The organism is Parabacteroides sp. ZJ-118 (assembly GCF_011038785.1).
GTDB lineage: Bacteria > Bacteroidota > Bacteroidia > Bacteroidales > Tannerellaceae > Parabacteroides.
Window position 1 is genome coordinate 1 of the sequence record NZ_JAAKDT010000026.1, and the last position, 16,707, is coordinate 16,707.

The following is a 16,707-nucleotide window of genomic DNA, read 5'->3' on the forward strand; positions in this document are numbered from 1 at the left end:
TTTAATGTGTGGTCGAATATCATTAAAGATACTGAAATTCAGCTACTTGACCTATTTTATTGAGCTAAACTTTGTTAACTAACTCATTTATTTTCAACGGATTGAATAAAAATTTAACGAAGTATTAGTGGATACATACCTCAATAAAAATTTATATCAATGAGAAAGTTGTTGAATACTTTGTATGTGACGACACCGGAAGCGTATCTTAGTAAGGACGGGCTGAATGTTGTCGTGTCTGTTAAACAAGAGGAGGTGTTCCGTATTCCTGCTATAAACATAGAAGGTATAGTGACGTTTGGCTATATGGGTGCAAGTCCGGGCGTGATGAAGTTGTGTAATGACAATGGCATATCGCTCACATTTCTTTCTCCGAATGGTAGGTTCATTAGCAGAGTACAAGGTGCAACGAAAGGGAATGTGCTGTTGCGTAAGAAACAGTATCAATTATCAGACGATGAATTGTGGTCATTACATGTGGCGCGGCTGATGATTGGCGGTAAGATTCAAAACTATCGTAATATATTAAAGAGGTATATCCGTGATTATGGTGAGGATGAAGGAATCAACCATGCGGTACATGTACTGGAACATGCTAAGCGTGATGCGTTAGAAGCTCAAGATAAAACAATGCTGATAGGCTATGAGGGTATAGCTTCGAATGCTTATTTTGAAGTGCTGCCTGTTTTGATACTTAATCAAAAGGCTAATTTCCCGTTTCATGGTCGCAATCGACGTCCTCCTAAAGATGCGGTGAATGCCATGTTATCTTTTGCTTATACTTTGATTGCTAACGACATTTCTTCAGCACTCGAAACAATAGGTCTTGATCCATATGTGGGATTTCTTCATACACTTCGTCCGGGACGTACTTCTTTAGCGTTGGATATGATGGAGGAATTGCGTGCTTATCTTGGTGATCGTTTTGTTTTGTCGTTGATTAATAAAAGACAGATAACATCTAAGGAATTTTTGTTTCAAGGTGATAATGGAGTTGTTATGACAGATAAAGGGAAAAAGACATTTATTTCTGCATGGCAGGCAAGGAAAAGGGAGGTGATAGTGCATCCTTATCTTAATGAAAGAATAGAGATAGGGCTTCTGCCTTATGTGCAAGCTATGTTGATGGCTAGGTATATTAGGCGAGATATTGATGACTATCCGGTATTTCTGATAAGATGACTTAGATTATGTACATTCTTGTGACTTATGACGTGGATACAACAAGCAAAGATGGGGCTCGTCGTTTACGGTGTGTGGCTAAGGCTTGTATGGATTATGGACAGAGGGTGCAGAATTCTGTCTTTGAGTGTGAAGTGACAGATGCTCAATATTGTTACTTAAAGGAACGAATTAAGGGTTTTATTGATAACTCTCTTGATAGTATCCGATTTTATATTCTCAGTAAGAACGAAAATAGAAGAGTAGAAGTAATAGGGATTGAAACAGCCTATAAAGTTAATGATACTCTTATTATATAATGACGTTTGCGAGTATGGAGTATTACAAAAAAAGTAGTATTTTCGCAACTCATAATAATCAATAGATTAGTTTGTTTATAAAGCGATTGTTATCATGGAAGTGAAATAAAAAAACTGATTCGCATATTGATAAATCTAATTTATTGATCTATAATATATAAATATGTATACAGTCGCACCCCACACGGGTGCGTGGATTGAAACTCGTTATATTGAACAGATCTTATCTCATTTTGGCGTCGCACCCCACACGGGTGCGTGGATTGAAACTCAACTACCTTAGTGGTATACCTTGAAGAAATTTCGTCGCACCCCACACGGGTGCGTGGATTGAAACATGTGCAAGCCGGTTGTACCAGGCGATAAGTTTGTCGCACCCCACACGGGTGCGTGGATTGAAACTTGAGTCAAATCTTGATTTGTTCGATGGTGACGAGTCGCACCCCACACGGGTGCGTGGATTGAAACGTCTCGTTAAGAGCAACCGTAACGTATGACAGGCGTCGCACCCCACACGGGTGCGTGGATTGAAACTTTTCGTATCCTACTGATACACCTGAGTATATCGTCGCACCCCACACGGGTGCGTGGATTGAAACAGTGCTCCCTGCCGGGATCGAACCGGCGACCTCCGTCGCACCCCACACGGGTGCGTGGATTGAAACATTATTTTATCACTTTAATTATATCGACCTTGCAGTCGCACCCCACACGGGTGCGTGGATTGAAACCTCTTAACGGTGTTGGTGCTCCTTTTGGATATAAGTCGCACCCCACACGGGTGCGTGGATTGAAACGTAATCCAGCAGCGGAACACGCTCTCCGGAACTCGTCGCACCCCACACGGGTGCGTGGATTGAAACACTCATTTCTTCTTTGTACCTAATCGCCTGTTATGGTCGCACCCCACACGGGTGCGTGGATTGAAACTTAAAGACACTGACGTCACCAAGGCTTTGGCTGAGTCGCACCCCACACGGGTGCGTGGATTGAAACTTGGGCTATTGCTTCACGAGAGCTAACATCCGGAGGTCGCACCCCACACGGGTGCGTGGATTGAAACTTTTACACACACACTACCAAGACCTACCGCCGCGAGTCGCACCCCACACGGGTGCGTGGATTGAAACGAGGACAAGGGAGTCGAGGTATCCGTGATAGCGTGTCGCACCCCACACGGGTGCGTGGATTGAAACCTCCTCAGCGTCAAAGCACGGGCACATCTTAATCGTCGCACCCCACACGGGTGCGTGGATTGAAACTTAACACTGACCCGAAGCCCGCACCCTGTCGTATGTCGCACCCCACACGGGTGCGTGGATTGAAACATATCAGAGTACACGATGCCGAAAGATTTCAGGAGTCGCACCCCACACGGGTGCGTGGATTGAAACATACCCATAAAGTTTTTATATGATAACATAGCAGTCGCACCCCACACGGGTGCGTGGATTGAAACCCTTTCCGAGGTCGCGAGGGCTCTGATCTTTTGGGTCGCACCCCACACGGGTGCGTGGATTGAAACATTGAATATTTATACTCAGAATATCGAGGCGTAGTCGCACCCCACACGGGTGCGTGGATTGAAACCAAGATAAGAGACATATAGCATGAAACAGAAGATGTCGCACCCCACACGGGTGCGTGGATTGAAACGTTGACGGTAACATCTCATCCGCTACCAAGCTGCAGTCGCACCCCACACGGGTGCTGAAAACGGAGGATATCCACCCACCCAAAACGGGGATATCCGTTCACTTTTCATGCTCTTTACCCTAATGGCGATGCGAAATTAGTCATTTTCTGGAAAAACCGGAGCAGACTGGGACAGTGCGCCGGAGGTAGCGGGTCTGAGCGGATAGTGATGGAACTGTTGACGCAAAGCCTCCGAGACGGTCATGTTTAGTCTGAACGACACGATGCGCTACTTCCTGTGTCCCGGCAGGACGGATATGCGCAAGGGTATCAGTTCGCTGTGCGGACTGGTACATGAGAAGATGAAGAGCGAAGTGAAGAACGGCGATGTGTTCATCTTCATCGGGTCCAGCCGTAAACTCATGAAGCTGCTTCATGCGGAAGACGGTGGCATGGTGATGTACGTCAAACGCCTGGAGGCAGGGCGCTTCAAACTGCCGGAATATGACCCCGGATCCAACAGCTATCCCATGGAATGGCGTGATCTTCTGCCACCAACAAAAATCAAGCGGAGCAGATTAAAAAACTGCGGGAACGCATCAAAGAGTTGACGGCTCAGGTCGCGTGGCTGAACCGCCAACTCTTTGGGGATCAGTAGAAAATTAGTGGGGGCTACCTTTTGAGAAGGTCATGCTTACCAACACGCCCCAATGCGACGAAGGCTGATCAAAAAGTAGGTTAGGAGACTTGCGCCACGCACCTAAGATACTTTGCCAACGCACCTAAGATACTTGAGGGATGGACCTAAGATGCTTTTTATACGAAACAAAGCCTAATCGCATGACGGATATCGTTTCCTCCTATACATTTTTTATGATTCAAGAAGCAGAAACTTGGATTTTGTCTCAGCCTGATGTCTTGAAGAAAGTGGGCTAGAGGTCCTTTGTCCAAGTGCTGGGACAGTACACTCCCAAGGCATGGGAGTTATCAGTCCCAATGCTTGGGACGGTACTCTTTCGCCGTATTAAGAAAACGGCAAAAGAAGAGCTGGTCAATTTGTTGCCACATTTACGCTCCCTGTGACGGGAAACTTCTATACCCTTAGATCCAACTCGAAGCCATGTAGCACCACTACAAGAAGCCACATCATTCCCGTGGGTTGCCCGCTATAAAATAGTACCCTCTCCGAAAGAACGAGGCAGTTTTAAATGAAAGAGCCGTGTTCAGTCCGTATTCTTCCTGTTTGCGGTATAATGTTGCCTGCCTATGTCAATCCGCTCGGCGGGGTGACCTTACGGTTCCCATTCACCTGCCCCAACGTGTGTAAAATCCGTTCCTTATCTTCTCTGCATCGTTGCGTAAGGCAAAGCTGACAAGCGAGGTCGCTACTTCATCTATAAACAGTACAACCCTCTGTCTCATGAACATAGTTTTTTTGACGCTGTCAGCTTCCCCACATATCCACGGTCAATATTCCAGCTCGTCAAGCCATGCACGGATGGATTGCTCGTCGGTGTGGTTGAGCAGACGCCCCTCTTTCCAGTTCAGTGCGGGATAGGTTTTCTTCAATGAAGTCGCACTTTCTGCGAGCGTGCTGCCCCCGGATGTGGCGAACGGAGTGACTGTCTTGCCCTTCAGGTCATGGCTTTCGATGAAAGTGTTGATGATCCGCGGCGCCAGGTTCCACCAGATGGGATAGCCGATGAAAACCACATCGTAATCGGCGATGTTCTCTTTTCTGCCTTTCAAAGCCGGACGTGCCTTCGAATCGTTCATCTCCACCGAGCTGCGCGACTGCTCGTCGTGCCAGTCGAGGTCGGCACTGGTGTACGGTTGGGCAGGCGTAATCGCATAAAGCTCGCCACCTGTAACGTCTGCCAGTTTCTTTGCGGCACGGGCTGTCGTACCGGTCGCCGAGAAATAGGCGACCAGTATTTTAGGGTTTGATTGTTCTTTTTTCATATTTTCTTGCCTTTGTTGTGCACAGGAGGCGGTCACCATGCCGACCACCGACAACAATATCAATACAAATTTATACATCGGTTTATTATTTAAGTTTGTTATACTCTTCGTCTGTGACGGGCTCCAACCATTCATTGGACGTATTCTCGCCGGAAACCTCGAACGCAAGATGTGCGAACCAACTGTCGGCCGCCGCACCGTGCCAGTGCTTCACGCCTGCGGGAATGTGGATGACCGTGCCGGGCAGAATCTCCACGGCAGGTTTTCCTTCTTCCCGATACCAGCCTCGTCCGGCCACACCGATGAGCATCTGACCGCCGCCTTTCGTCGCTTTATGGATATGCCAATTGTTGCGGCAACCGGGCTCAAAGGTGACATTGGAGATGTTTACCTGCTCCCGTGAGATCGGCGCGAGGTAACTGTTACCTATGAAATATCGGGCGTATGCCGTGTTGGGTTCGCCGATGGGGAAGATCATTTCACGTTGGAAAGTTGCTTTCGCATCCTCTCCGGTCGTCTCTTCCGCCCATACATCTTTGGCGAGGCGGAATGCCGCCCAAGCCTTGGGCCAACCCGCATAGAAAGCGATATGGGTGATAATCTCGGCTATTTCAGCGCGAGTGATTCCGTTGTTCTTCGCTGACTGCAAATGGTAGATCAGCGAGCTGTCCGTAATGCCCTGACTGATGAGCGAAGTAATCGTCACCAAACTGCGGTCGCGAAGACCGAGGCGGTCGGTGCGGCTCCACACCTCGCCGAAAAGGACATCGTCGTTGAGTTCCGCGAACTTGGGAGCGAACCCGCCTAACTGGTCGCGCCCGGCCGTCTGTACTATCTTTTCTTGTGCCATAACATGGAATGTTAAAAGAGTGAATACTGTAATAAAAATGATTCTGTTCATGATTTCTTATTGAATAAAGTTATTGATTCTATTTGCGGGGTTGAGCGGTGTCTGGTCGGACAGCACCAGCGACTTGACCATGTGCAACGTCCCCTGCTTGTATTTTTGGAAATGTGCTGACGCGATATGCGATTTGTAAGCCTCCTGGCTCGCGTAGGTTTCCAGAATAGTGATATGGCAAGGATTCTCCTTCTCGCCGACAGCGTACATCGTCAGTACGCCCGGTTCTGTACGCAGGGAGACTTCGCCCACTTCGGTCGCATATTTCATATACTCGTCGAGGTGCTGCGGGTAGACCTCTATCTTCGACAGCCGCCTCCACATCGGGCAGGGGCAGCGAGGCGCAGAAAAGGAACTTGTCGGGGTGATCGGCTTTCAGTTTGGCGCAGGCTTCGTTGTATAGGCGCACCATCTTCCGGCACTCCGCTGTGTCGCCGAAATAGGGCTGCGGCGCAGGCATGGAGAGCAGGCTCGTGCGGATGCCGGCCGCTTCCATAAATTTCAAATAAGAGGCTACATCCCAGTCGGGCAGTGGGAAAGTCTCTTCCAATGCGGCGTCGTGCCGGTCGAGCAACGCCTTGAACTCCGGCAATACATTGTGGCAATGCACGTCAAAGGCGTGTTGCGCCGTGACGGTATGAAAAAACTGTAATAGACGATAAGGGGTCTTGCCCGTTCCCGGATTCGGATTGTCCGGATTTTCGGGCGTCCCCATCGGAGGTTCGTCCACCGGGTCATCAGCGGTGGAACAGGCATTTAGTCCGAGTGTGACGGACAGTGCAAAGAACAGATACAATAACTTTTTCATATTCATGTTTTCTGCAAATTTAGCTGCCTTTTATATAGCGGCTATGATGAGAATTACAGATATTTATACCGATTTCTTCGATTTATATGATGGCACGTTTTCGATATGTTCCGGGAAAAATATAAATTTGCCATAGGTTGCACAAAGTTCTGCCGATTCATGTATGAGAAATATTCTGAAAGTAAAGAGTGTCAGTGATTACAGCCGGTACGTAGGAGCATCGGACAGCCATCCGTTGGTCAGCATCATCGACTATGCCGAGGTGTCGCCCATCCGTTACAGCCTGAATGATTATAGTGTTTACGGGCTGTTTTTACGCGACGACTCTTCCATCGATTTGACTTATGGTTGTGGAAAATATGATTACAGGGAAGGAACGCTTTTATGCGTCGCTCCCGGACAGATAGGCGGCAAGGAGGATGACGGGGAGCGGGTTTCGATTTCCGGTTGGGCCCTGCTCTTTCATCCGGACCTGCTGCATGGCACTCAATTGGAGAAAAAGATAAAGGAGTATTCATTTTTCGATTACCGGGTGAACGAAGCCTTGCACATGACGGAGGAGGAGCGCGAAACCATTGTCGCTTTGCTGCGCCAAATACAAAATGAATTGCAAAAGGGGCACGACGCGTTCCAAAATAGCATTCTTGTCGGTTATATCGAGCTGATATTGAATTTCTGCCTGCGCTTTTACAACCGGCAGTTCCTCACCCGGTCTTTGGAAAACTCGGATACGTTGATGAAGTTCAACACCCTTTTGCATGGCTATTTCGAAAAGGGAGAGCAGCTGTTATACGGGCTGCCCACGGTACAGTATTGTGCGGACCGGCTCTGTTTGTCGCCCAATTATTTCAGCGACCTGATAAAACGTACCACCAACGACACGGCGGGCAACTACATCCGCCGGTACGTGATACAACAGGCGAAGAACGAACTTGCCACAGGAGCTTCCGTTGCACAAGTCGCTTACAATTTGGGATTTGAATATCCCCAGCATCTCAGCCGTATGTTCAAAAAACAGACCGGAATGACCCCTTCGGAATATTGTGCAAGCATTCAGAAATGAAATTAAGTGGCGCACCCCTTCTTAGAGGCAAGCATAGGAGATTTCTACCCGAAACATTGCTTATTTGTCGATGAAGGCATTTTATATGATATCCAGTATACGTGCGTACGTTAGTAGATAATCCCTATTATCGATAAGACACAAAAATCGCCATCTACCTTTCTTTATGATTCTTTTTATAGGCAAATCATGACAGCGACATTCCCAAGATCAGCCCAACCAGAAGCCAAGAGGAGCCATAAAACGCTCTTTTAGATGGGAATATTACCATTTTCGGTCACGAAAGGAGGCGAAAACCTACACATATAGTCGCGTTGGGCAATGCCAATGCCTGCCGTTGGGCATTGTAAACTGTCATGGATAGGGTTGTAAACAGCCGTGAATAGGCATTGTAACCTCGTTAGAACCCAGTCGTAAGCCTATGAAATCGCCCTAAGAAGTCAATAAATATGAATTCGGATGAATGATTTTCGCTAGAATGAAAGGGCATTTTTCGGTATACATCTAAGGATAAACTGATTAAATATATTTTAACATGGAATTGAAGAGGACTTGTCCTTGGGCCCGGAATAATCGATTCTCCGGGACTTCCGTTTACAAAATGTCAAATTGTCAAATCGCCATACGAAACATACCGGCAAGAAAATCCCGGATATTTCGCGAGAAAGAGCCGTGAAATCTCGCTCAGTTATTCCTGCAAAATCATTCATTCATATATGAACAAGTTTCGTATATTCGCGACGTTATAACAGTTTAAATATGGCAGAGGAACTACGGATTAAAAACGGGGATAAACAGGAGATGTATGAGATGTTACTCCCTCAAATCGGCTCATTGATAGGTAACGAGACCGATTGGATCGCTAACATGGCGAACGTCGCCGCGGCACTCAAGCAGACTTTCGGTTTCTTTTGGGTAGGTTTCTACCGGGTCATAGACAATCAATTGGTCTTGGCACCTTTCCAAGGCCCTATCGCCTGTACACGAATCAAATACGGGAAAGGAGTATGCGGCACAGCCTGGAAGGAAGCTCATACGATCATCGTACCGGACGTAGACGCTTTCCCGGGACATATCGCTTGTAACTCGGCGTCGCGCTCTGAGATCGTAGTTCCCGTTATATGGGAGGGTGAGGTAATTGCCGTTCTCGATATAGACAGTGATCAGCCGGACAGTTTCGATGAGACCGATCAGATCTTTTTGGAAAAGATAGTGGAGTTGCTTCCTCATCAAAGTGCTACTTACCGCAGATACCCTTAAATGGACAATAAGAGCAAGCCTTCCCCGTAGGGGTTTGCGTAAAGGGTATTTCCGGATTGAAGATCTCGTCCAAGCAGCCCCGAAGCCCCTCCTCGAACGCCTGGGCATAACCGGAAAAATCCGCGACCTTCTCCGATTTTCCCCGTTCGATACGGTGGTAGACAGATGGGTCGAACGGATCGGTGAAGAGGGAACGGACGTAATAAATACCCGGTTGTATCGTCTTTCCCTTACTCTCGGTGAGATGAGCGTACATCCGGCAATACATAAGTACCTGCATCACGGCTTTCGCACGATCTTTCTCCTCCTTATTAAAAAGGCTCTCGATGCCGCTAAAAAACGTGGTTCCGCTACCACTCTTGTAATCGATGATACGGATGGAGCCGCGAACCTCGTCCACACGATCGATAAAACCTTTCAACCGGATCTCGGAATGGTCGGAAAGGCTGATCAGACCGTTTATCTTACGCTCTGACTCGATGTAGACGAATGGGGTCAGCTTGCCGTCACGCTCCAAGATCTTCTCCACGTATTTGCGGATCATCTCGCCGATCAGGTAGTTTTGTCCGGTAAGGGAGCGAACCGCGTCTGTCTTGAAAAACTCACTGGCGAAGGCCCGGGCGATAGCTCCGGTAAGCAAGGACGTATCCTTACGGACCGCTTTCAGCAAATCCACGGTAACCATCTTCCCCCGGAACGGGTTGTAAAGCTCCTCCATCACCTTATGCAGGATGCTTCCGAATACATCGCTCTCGATCGTCTCGCTCACCTCCTCTTCCTCTTGGATGCCTTCCACGACGGAAAAGTAGAACTTCAACGGGCAATCCAGATATGTATTGATAGCGCTTGCCGAGATCGCCTTGCTCCCCCCCTTCCGGTAAGCGTCTAAACGGCGCATGATATCCTCCCTTTTCGACACGGCCAATGGCGGGGTCTTGGAGGAAGATACGTTATAGACCACCAATTTATCTCGCATCGGTACCTCGTAATGATAATGCAGCTGGTGGACAAAGCGACTTACCTCTCCCGTCTGCAATCCGTTGCTGCGGGTATCGTATAAAAGGCTCACGTGGCTGGCTCGCTCTATCAAACGATAGAAATGGTAGGCCCATACGCTATCTTGATGCTCGTAGGTAGGCAGCCCGAACCCCCTGCGTAGGTTATAAGGGATAAAGGAGTTCGCCGCTTTCCGCCGCGGGAAGATACCCTCGTTCATGGATAAGATAATCAGACGGTCGAAATCCAAGGCACGGGTCTCGAGCACACCCATAATCTGGAGGCCGGAAAGCGGCTCACCATGGAAAGGGATCGTGATCGTGTCGGTCACCCGCTTCAACAGGCGGAAGAAGGTATCTATTCTCATCTCTACACAAGCGTCTTTCATTACCTCTTTCACGCGGTTTATCGTGGCGAAATAATGGAAGATAAACTCTTGCTCCAAATCGTTCGCCCGTTGGGTAGCGTCCTCCTCTTCCTCATCGGAGAGAGCGGACATAACCTTGTTCAGCTCTTCCAATACCTTGATCAGATAGTCCGAGAAGGCATCCACCCCGGTCACCGGCGTGAACAGGATTTCTAGCAAAGGCGTTTTCTCTAATTCCGTATGTGAGATATAGATCCTGTTGTTCTCCGTGATCTCTTTCACCAAGGAGGAAATAATCTCCGGTGAGGTGGAGAGGATATAGCGATGGTTCAATACCGGCAGCACGTCACGGAAATAGAACAACGGATTCCGGTCCATGTAGCGTACGTTCTTCTGCAACGCCAAGATATACTCGATCAACGAGGCGACCGGGGTTCCCGCCAAAGGATAACCCATCGTGACGTTGATACGCCGGATTTGCTCCGGTATGGCGTTCAGTACCGGGATCAGCAGATGTTCATCGGGCAAGATCACCGCCGTACGCAGGGCTTCTTCCGAACTCATCTCCGCTTCCTTGCACCAATCGCTCAACAGGGTGTAGACATGCTTGGCCTGCCCGATACCGGAAGGAATACCGATCACCTCGATCTCGGTCTTTACCTTCTGCTCGAGGGGTAATCTCATCGAGGGAGGGAAGCTCTTCAAGTTACGGGAGACAAAATAAGAGGCCTTATTGTCCGGATCGGTTACCTTATCGGATACATAATCCCAATAGAAATCCGCGATCTCCCGCTTCTGCAACTGGGCTAAGAAACGTTCTTCCGATACGGACAAGGCGTTCAAGCCGACAAAGACAACTTGCTCGTAAGGTAAATCCGGGGAATCGCCCCGTTCCATGCTTTCCACGACCTCCCGGAAGATCATGCCCTCGTAACCTTTTCCCTCGGCGGCCAAGGTCGCACGGAATTCCTCATAGAGATCGTATAGCACCTGCCAGACGGCCAAGAACTGTTGCTGGTTCGGCGTATTGCCCCGGGGATAAAAACTGGACCAGAAACCGCGAATGGCGGCGATCTGCTCATCACTTAAGAAATCGAAATCATTCTCTATCTCCCGTAGGTCCGTCACGTTGCTGAATAGCATGCGGGCATTTACCATGTACTTATCGATATCGTCGAAGTCGTTGAGCAACATCTCTCCCCAATACAGGAATTCATCGAAGGTCTCGGAGGAACCGCTTTGGCGGATGTAGATGTCGTACAAGGTAAAAAGCATACTGATCCGGTCGGCGGATTGTTTTCCGCTCAACTGGATAAAGAGATCGTTGATCGTAAGGATTGTCGGAGAGAAAAGGGGGATATCGGCTACCTCCGAGAGATATTTCTGGAAGAAAAGTCCCGTACGCCGGTTTGGGAAAACAAAGGCCAGACGACCGACCTCCGCCCCCCATTTCTCGTAAAAAAGAGACGCTACTTGATATAAGAACGGTTTCATTTATTCTAAAACTTATACAAGGTTGGAGACGGGGCACACCCCGTCTTCACAATCGGATACGATTCCCGTTATGTTAAGATGTTCTCTATCTCCTGCAATTCTTCCTCGGAAAAAGAGATATTATCTAACGTCTTCAGGTTATCCATTAATTGGGCGACCGAGCTAGCGCCAATTAATACGCTAGTTACCCGTTCGTCCTTTAATAGCCAAGCGAGCGCCATCTCCGCCAAGGTCTGTCCACGGCGGGCAGCTACCTCGTTTAGCTTACGGGCCTTTTCCACGACCTCCGGGGTTACTTGAGAGGTCTGCAAATGACCGGTTGATTTCGCCGCACGGGAATTTTCCGGGATCCCACGCAAATACTTATCCGTGAGCAAACCTTGCGCCAATGGCGAGAACGCTATCATACCCACACCCTCTTCCTTCAATACAGGCAATAAACCCGGCTCCGTCCAACGATCGAACATCGAATAGCGGGCTTGATGAATCAAGCAAGGCACCTTATGTTCTTTCAGTACAGCCAAGGCCTTACGGGTCTGGTCTGCGTCATAATTGGAGATACCTACATACAAAGCCTTCCCTTGCCGGACGATATCGGCCAAGGCTCCCATTGTCTCCTCGATCGGAGTCTCCGGATCCGGACGATGGGAGTAAAAGATATCCACATATTCCAGTCCCATCCGTTTCAAGCTCTGGTCCAAGCTAGCCATTAAATATTTACGGCTCCCCCAGTTTCCATACGGTCCCGGCCACATATCGTAGCCCGCCTTCGTAGAAATAATCATCTCATCCCGATAAGCGCCCAAGCCCTTCTTCAATATCCGGCCGAAATTCTCCTCCGCCGATCCGTAGGCCGGGCCATAATTATTCGCCAAGTCGAAATGAGTCACACCATGATCGAATGCGGCGTGAGCGATCTGGATAAAATTACCGAACACGTCCACACTACCAAAATTGTGCCACAATCCCAAGGAAACGGCCGGCAATAAGATACCACTCCGTCCGCACCGCCGATATATCATATCCGCGTAGCGATTCTCTTCCGCTTTGTAAAACTCCATATGCTCTTTCTTTTTTAATTATTATACCTCTCATCCGGCCAAGGAACCGGTTTACCTGTCGACTTAAACGACGGACGTTGCCACGCCCACTTGAGCCACGCCGTTATGAAAGCCTTAACGCAAACGATCCAAGGAACGTACCAGCGCCTCATCAGCCCCGATATTACGGATCGCCAGATAATCCAAGATCAGATTGACCAAAGGGAAGGAAAGAGCGATCTTAACACTTACGCTGGCACCTTCCATATCGCCCTTCAAAGAATAGATCAAGAAGGCGAAGAAACCATAAAATCCCAATATCAGCAATGCGTTGAACACGCAAAGACGGATTTGCAGGATTCTTTTCTTATACAAGAAGATCGTCACCAAGGCAATGATAGCGATGCTGGCGGTCAAGGCAAATAAGCCCCACGCCGGGTATAGCAATTCCGGCTCACCGACCATCGTGCTCAATCCGCTAGCATCGAACGAGAAGAGAGCGTCTCCTTGTTGCAGCACGGCCAACGGCAAGAATAAGGTAGCGACCGTAAGCGCCACGATAATTAGCAGGTAAACAGTTTGTATTCTTTGTAACATGGTAATTAGTTCGTTTTAAATGGAAAGGCCGACTCATTTGAGGGTCAGCCTTTCCGATGTTCAAAAATATTTCTTCTTAGAAGTTATTCTTCTCTTTAGCAGGATTCTTGTAATAAACCTTGCCATCCTCATACTCTTGAGCGGCGATCAACGTTGACTTCGGAAGTTTCTCATAGTAGCGTGAAATCTCGATCTGCTCACGGTTTTCAAAGACTTCCTCCAAGTTGTCATTGTAAGAAGCGAACTCTTGAAGTTTCTTTTCCAGATCTTGTTTCATCTCAACACTAATCTGATTCGCCCGTTTTGAAATGATAGCGACTGTCTCATATACGTTGCCCGTTTCTTCACTTAACTTCATCATGTCACGGGTCACCGTATTGGTAGGAGCGTTTGATTTTCTGTAATCCATTTTCGTTTTATTGATTAAATTCGCTTAATATGCATCTGTAATTCGCTTGCTGGCATAGTCGTAGAACTTCGTCACCTGCTTTACGTAGTTACCTTCCGGATACTCGTTCATGTAGTTGTAATACTCGTCAACCACATCCCGGTAACGGCCCTGCAACTTCTCCTCTACGGAGACTAACGCCAACTCGTACTTCGCACGGACGATAAGGAACATGAATTCCTCGCGATACTCGGAATACGGGTAATTCTTCAAAGCGTTCTGCGCCGTAATCACGCAAGACTGGAAGTTATTACCCATATAGGTACCTAAATTGAAATACAAGCGGGTGGCCATCAATTCCTTGTAAGCCAGCTTCTCCTGAAGTTCGAACAGGATGTTCTGCGCTTCCTCGGCCCGTTCACTTTGCGGATAATACTCCAAATAAAGTTGCAACTGCTCGATCGCCTTATACGTCTGCGACTGGTCCAACCTAGGATCCGGAGAGTCCAGATACAAGCCATAACCGGAGTAGAAACGAGACAATTCCGTAAACTCTCCTTTCGGATAGGTCGTATAATAGGTCTCAAAGTATTGCGAAGCCGTCTGATAATCTTTCTGACCGTAGTAACTTTGCGCCAACAAGTACAAAGACTCCTCGGCATGAGCTGTTCCTTTAAAGATTGTAACCAGTTCATCCAGCAGAGTAGCGGATTTCGAGTATTGCTTCGCGTTGAAGTATTTCTTTGCGTACGAATATTTCAATTCGTAATCCGTGCTCTTCAGTATCTTATTATACTCTCCACAAGAGGATAACAATACCGTCATCATCAATAAAAATACAACCTTTTTCATTCACATACTTTTAGCGTGCGAAATTAGTGCTTTTAAGCGAATAAATGAAACCCCAAACGTTAATATTTACAACTTATATAAATCGCTGGCAGCGATCAATTCCAATTTATTCGCCTTTAAGACCTCCGCACACTTATTGATATCGTCCGGACGAATGATCACGTTAGCGGCGTCGCCTTGAGAAAAGGCGTACATATACTCAATGAAGATCCCGGCCGAGGTAATGATATCCATCGCCTTTGCCAAGGCTCCCGGCTGGTTGGGGCAATGCAAGCATACCACGTCGGCCACACTTACGGCGTATAACTTTTCACGAAGCACGGAGATCGCTTTCTCCGTATCAGATACGATCAGGCGAAGGATACCGAAATCGGAATTCTCGGCCACCGTGAAAGCGGACATATTGACCCCTGCCTCTCCTAATATCTTGGCGACTTCCGTAAAACGACCTTTCTTGTTTTCCAGAAAGATTGATAATTGTTTTATTAACATAGTACTTAATCTTTTAGAGGTTATACTAACTTGCGTTTATCGATCACGTGTTTTGCCTTACCCATACTACGTTCGATACTACGCGGCTCCACGATCTTGATGTCCGGTTGCAAACCGATCACGCTCTGCATACGGGCAGCGATCTTCTTTTTCAAGGCGATCATCTTGTTCATCTCGTCCGAGTAGTATTCTTGGCGAACCTCCACCTGTATCTGGAAAATATCGGTATTGTTCATACGATCCACCACGATCAAGTAATGCGCCTCGAACTCCGGCAGCTCCAAAATTACGGATTCTACCTGAGACGGGAAAACATTTACGCCACGAATAATCAACATATCGTCGCTTCTACCTAAAATACGTCCCATACGAACCGCCGTACGTCCACAGGCGCATTTCTCGTAAGTCAGCGAAGTCAAGTCACGTGTACGGTAACGAAGCATCGGCATACCCTCTTTCGTAAGCGTGGTAAAAACCAACTCTCCTACTTGTCCTGGTTCCACCGGTTGTAAGGTGTTCGGATCCACGATCTCCGGAAAGAAATGATCTTCCCACAGGTGGGTACCGTTCTGGCACTCACACTCGCCACCGACGCCCGGCCCGCAGATCTCCGTCAAGCCATAAATATCGTAAGCCTTAATATTTAGTTTTGTCTCTAATTCCTTACGCATATTCTCTGTCCAAGGCTCGGCACCGAACGCTCCGACACGTAGCTGGAATTCCTCCAAGGGAATGCCGGACTGGTGGATGGTCTCCGCCAGATACAAGGCGTAAGAAGGCGTACAAGCCAAGCCTTTCGCCCCGAAATCGTGCATCAACTGGATTTGCTTCTGGGTATTACCGCTACTCATCGGGATCACCGTACCACCGATATTCTCCACTCCGGCATGGGCACCCAAGCCTCCGGTAAACATTCCGTAACCGTAGGATACTTGCACGGAGTCGTTCTTTGTCAAACCATAGGCGGTCAGGCAACGAGCCATCACCTCGGCCCAGATGCCCAAGTCCTTACGGGTATATCCCACTACGATAGGCTTGCCCGTGGTACCGGAAGAGGCATGCAGACGGACGATCTCGGACATCGGCACGGCCATCAAACCGAAAGGATAATTATCACGCAAGTCTTGTTTTACCGTGAATGGTAATTTCGTTATATCATCTATTGTCTGTATATCGCCGGGAGTAATGCCCATCTCCTGCATTTTCTTGCGATAAAACGGGGAGTTATGGTAAGCATGTTCAACAACTCTTTTCAACCGTAGGCTCTGTAGCTTCCGCATTTCCTCACGGTCCATACATTCAATAGTTTCGTTCCAGATCATAGTATTTACCTGTTATCTTTTAAAGTTAGTAGTCTGAATTCGTCGCGAA

General features: G+C 48.1%; 13 protein-coding genes, 2 pseudogenes and 1 CRISPR repeat array. Of the genes and pseudogenes, 5 read left to right on the top strand and 10 right to left on the bottom strand.

The features are described 5' to 3' along the window. The first annotated feature begins 159 nt into the window (after positions 1-159). The 3 genes and pseudogenes from cas1c to tnpB form a co-directional block, all read left to right on the top strand. Positions 160-1,182: a type I-C CRISPR-associated endonuclease Cas1c gene (gene cas1c, locus G7Y39_RS08345; RefSeq protein ID WP_165156861.1), complete on the top strand. Its 1,023-nt coding sequence runs from the start codon at positions 160-162 to the stop codon at positions 1,180-1,182. Positions 1,183-1,190: 8 nt separating this feature from the next. Further along, a complete protein-coding gene (gene cas2, locus G7Y39_RS08350) occupies positions 1,191-1,481 on the top strand; it encodes a CRISPR-associated endonuclease Cas2 (protein ID WP_165156862.1) in 291 nt (96 codons plus the stop codon). Positions 1,482-1,653: 172 nt separating this feature from the next. After that, positions 1,654-3,204: direct repeats of the CRISPR family, unit length 32 nt; unit sequence GTCGCACCCCACACGGGTGCGTGGATTGAAAC. Positions 3,205-3,400: 196 nt separating this feature from the next. After that, positions 3,401-3,649: pseudogene (gene tnpB / locus G7Y39_RS08355) on the top strand (IS66 family insertion sequence element accessory protein TnpB); the annotation flags it as partial. A 934-nt stretch (positions 3,650-4,583) separates the two neighbouring features. Here the strand turns inward: tnpB and G7Y39_RS08360 are convergent. The 3 genes and pseudogenes from G7Y39_RS08360 to G7Y39_RS08370 all read right to left on the bottom strand — a co-directional run. Beyond that, positions 4,584-5,156 carry a flavodoxin gene (locus G7Y39_RS08360; protein ID WP_165156864.1) on the bottom strand — a complete coding sequence of 191 codons (573 nt, stop codon included), beginning with the start codon at positions 5,154-5,156 and terminating at the stop codon, positions 4,584-4,586. A 7-nt stretch (positions 5,157-5,163) separates the two neighbouring features. Beyond that, entirely contained in the window at positions 5,164-5,979 is an 816-nt protein-coding gene (locus G7Y39_RS08365; RefSeq protein ID WP_165156865.1) for a carboxymuconolactone decarboxylase family protein, read from the bottom strand. A 6-nt stretch (positions 5,980-5,985) separates the two neighbouring features. Continuing rightward, positions 5,986-6,294, bottom strand: a pseudogene (locus tag G7Y39_RS08370) (putative quinol monooxygenase); the annotation flags it as partial. A gap of 656 nt (positions 6,295-6,950) precedes the next feature. Between G7Y39_RS08370 and G7Y39_RS08380 the strand changes: the two are divergent. Both G7Y39_RS08380 and G7Y39_RS08385 read left to right on the top strand, forming a co-directional pair. Next, the gene (locus G7Y39_RS08380) at positions 6,951-7,850 is read left to right on the top strand and encodes an AraC family transcriptional regulator (RefSeq protein ID WP_165156866.1); all 900 of its coding nucleotides are present in this window, start codon (positions 6,951-6,953) and stop codon (positions 7,848-7,850) included. Positions 7,851-8,609: 759 nt separating this feature from the next. Continuing rightward, positions 8,610-9,110, top strand: coding sequence for a GAF domain-containing protein (locus G7Y39_RS08385; protein WP_165156867.1), 501 nt, complete (start codon positions 8,610-8,612; stop codon positions 9,108-9,110). On the opposite strand, the gene G7Y39_RS08390 is transcribed toward G7Y39_RS08385, so the two are convergent. The 7 genes from G7Y39_RS08390 to G7Y39_RS08420 form a co-directional block, all read right to left on the bottom strand. After that, positions 9,088-11,967: a PD-(D/E)XK nuclease family protein gene (locus G7Y39_RS08390; RefSeq protein ID WP_165156868.1), complete on the bottom strand. Its 2,880-nt coding sequence runs from the start codon at positions 11,965-11,967 to the stop codon at positions 9,088-9,090. The two genes, G7Y39_RS08385 and G7Y39_RS08390, sit on opposite strands and share 23 nt — an antisense overlap. 68 nt (positions 11,968-12,035) lie before the next feature. Next, positions 12,036-13,028, bottom strand: coding sequence for an L-glyceraldehyde 3-phosphate reductase (mgrA, locus tag G7Y39_RS08395; RefSeq protein ID WP_165156869.1), 993 nt, complete (start codon positions 13,026-13,028; stop codon positions 12,036-12,038). A 114-nt stretch (positions 13,029-13,142) separates the two neighbouring features. Further along, positions 13,143-13,604, bottom strand: coding sequence for a DUF4293 domain-containing protein (locus G7Y39_RS08400; RefSeq protein ID WP_165156870.1), 462 nt, complete (start codon positions 13,602-13,604; stop codon positions 13,143-13,145). Between the two features lie 76 nt (positions 13,605-13,680). Then, a complete protein-coding gene (locus tag G7Y39_RS08405) occupies positions 13,681-14,013 on the bottom strand; it encodes a DNA-directed RNA polymerase subunit omega (RefSeq protein WP_005856752.1) in 333 nt (110 codons plus the stop codon). A gap of 24 nt (positions 14,014-14,037) precedes the next feature. Continuing rightward, on the bottom strand, positions 14,038-14,844 hold the full coding sequence (locus tag G7Y39_RS08410; RefSeq protein ID WP_165156871.1) for an outer membrane protein assembly factor BamD: 807 nt from the start codon (positions 14,842-14,844) through the stop codon (positions 14,038-14,040). Positions 14,845-14,910: 66 nt separating this feature from the next. Then, entirely contained in the window at positions 14,911-15,336 is a 426-nt protein-coding gene (locus G7Y39_RS08415) for an amino acid-binding protein (protein ID WP_165156872.1), read from the bottom strand. 20 nt (positions 15,337-15,356) lie between these two features. Continuing rightward, positions 15,357-16,658 carry a phenylacetate--CoA ligase family protein gene (locus G7Y39_RS08420; RefSeq protein ID WP_165156873.1) on the bottom strand — a complete coding sequence of 434 codons (1,302 nt, stop codon included), beginning with the start codon at positions 16,656-16,658 and terminating at the stop codon, positions 15,357-15,359. Positions 16,659-16,707 lie beyond the last annotated feature (49 nt).

What these genes read in the sequence shown, in the direction of transcription:
- G7Y39_RS08405 (WP_005856752.1), bottom strand. Translation starts at nt 14,013, where the DNA reads ATGGATTACAGAAAATCAAACGCTCCTACCAATACGGTGACCCGTGAC.
- G7Y39_RS08390 (WP_165156868.1), bottom strand. Translation starts at nt 11,967, where the DNA reads ATGAAACCGTTCTTATATCAAGTAGCGTCTCTTTTTTACGAGAAATGG.
- G7Y39_RS08385 (WP_165156867.1), top strand. Translation starts at nt 8,610, where the DNA reads ATGGCAGAGGAACTACGGATTAAAAACGGGGATAAACAGGAGATGTAT.
- G7Y39_RS08415 (WP_165156872.1), bottom strand. Translation starts at nt 15,336, where the DNA reads ATGTTAATAAAACAATTATCAATCTTTCTGGAAAACAAGAAAGGTCGT.
- cas2 (WP_165156862.1), top strand. Translation starts at nt 1,191, where the DNA reads ATGTACATTCTTGTGACTTATGACGTGGATACAACAAGCAAAGATGGG.
- cas1c (WP_165156861.1), top strand. Translation starts at nt 160, where the DNA reads ATGAGAAAGTTGTTGAATACTTTGTATGTGACGACACCGGAAGCGTAT.
- mgrA (WP_165156869.1), bottom strand. Translation starts at nt 13,028, where the DNA reads ATGGAGTTTTACAAAGCGGAAGAGAATCGCTACGCGGATATGATATAT.
- G7Y39_RS08410 (WP_165156871.1), bottom strand. Translation starts at nt 14,844, where the DNA reads ATGAAAAAGGTTGTATTTTTATTGATGATGACGGTATTGTTATCCTCT.
- G7Y39_RS08365 (WP_165156865.1), bottom strand. Translation starts at nt 5,979, where the DNA reads ATGAACAGAATCATTTTTATTACAGTATTCACTCTTTTAACATTCCAT.
- G7Y39_RS08360 (WP_165156864.1), bottom strand. Translation starts at nt 5,156, where the DNA reads ATGTATAAATTTGTATTGATATTGTTGTCGGTGGTCGGCATGGTGACC.
- G7Y39_RS08420 (WP_165156873.1), bottom strand. Translation starts at nt 16,658, where the DNA reads ATGATCTGGAACGAAACTATTGAATGTATGGACCGTGAGGAAATGCGG.
- G7Y39_RS08400 (WP_165156870.1), bottom strand. Translation starts at nt 13,604, where the DNA reads ATGTTACAAAGAATACAAACTGTTTACCTGCTAATTATCGTGGCGCTT.
- G7Y39_RS08380 (WP_165156866.1), top strand. Translation starts at nt 6,951, where the DNA reads ATGAGAAATATTCTGAAAGTAAAGAGTGTCAGTGATTACAGCCGGTAC.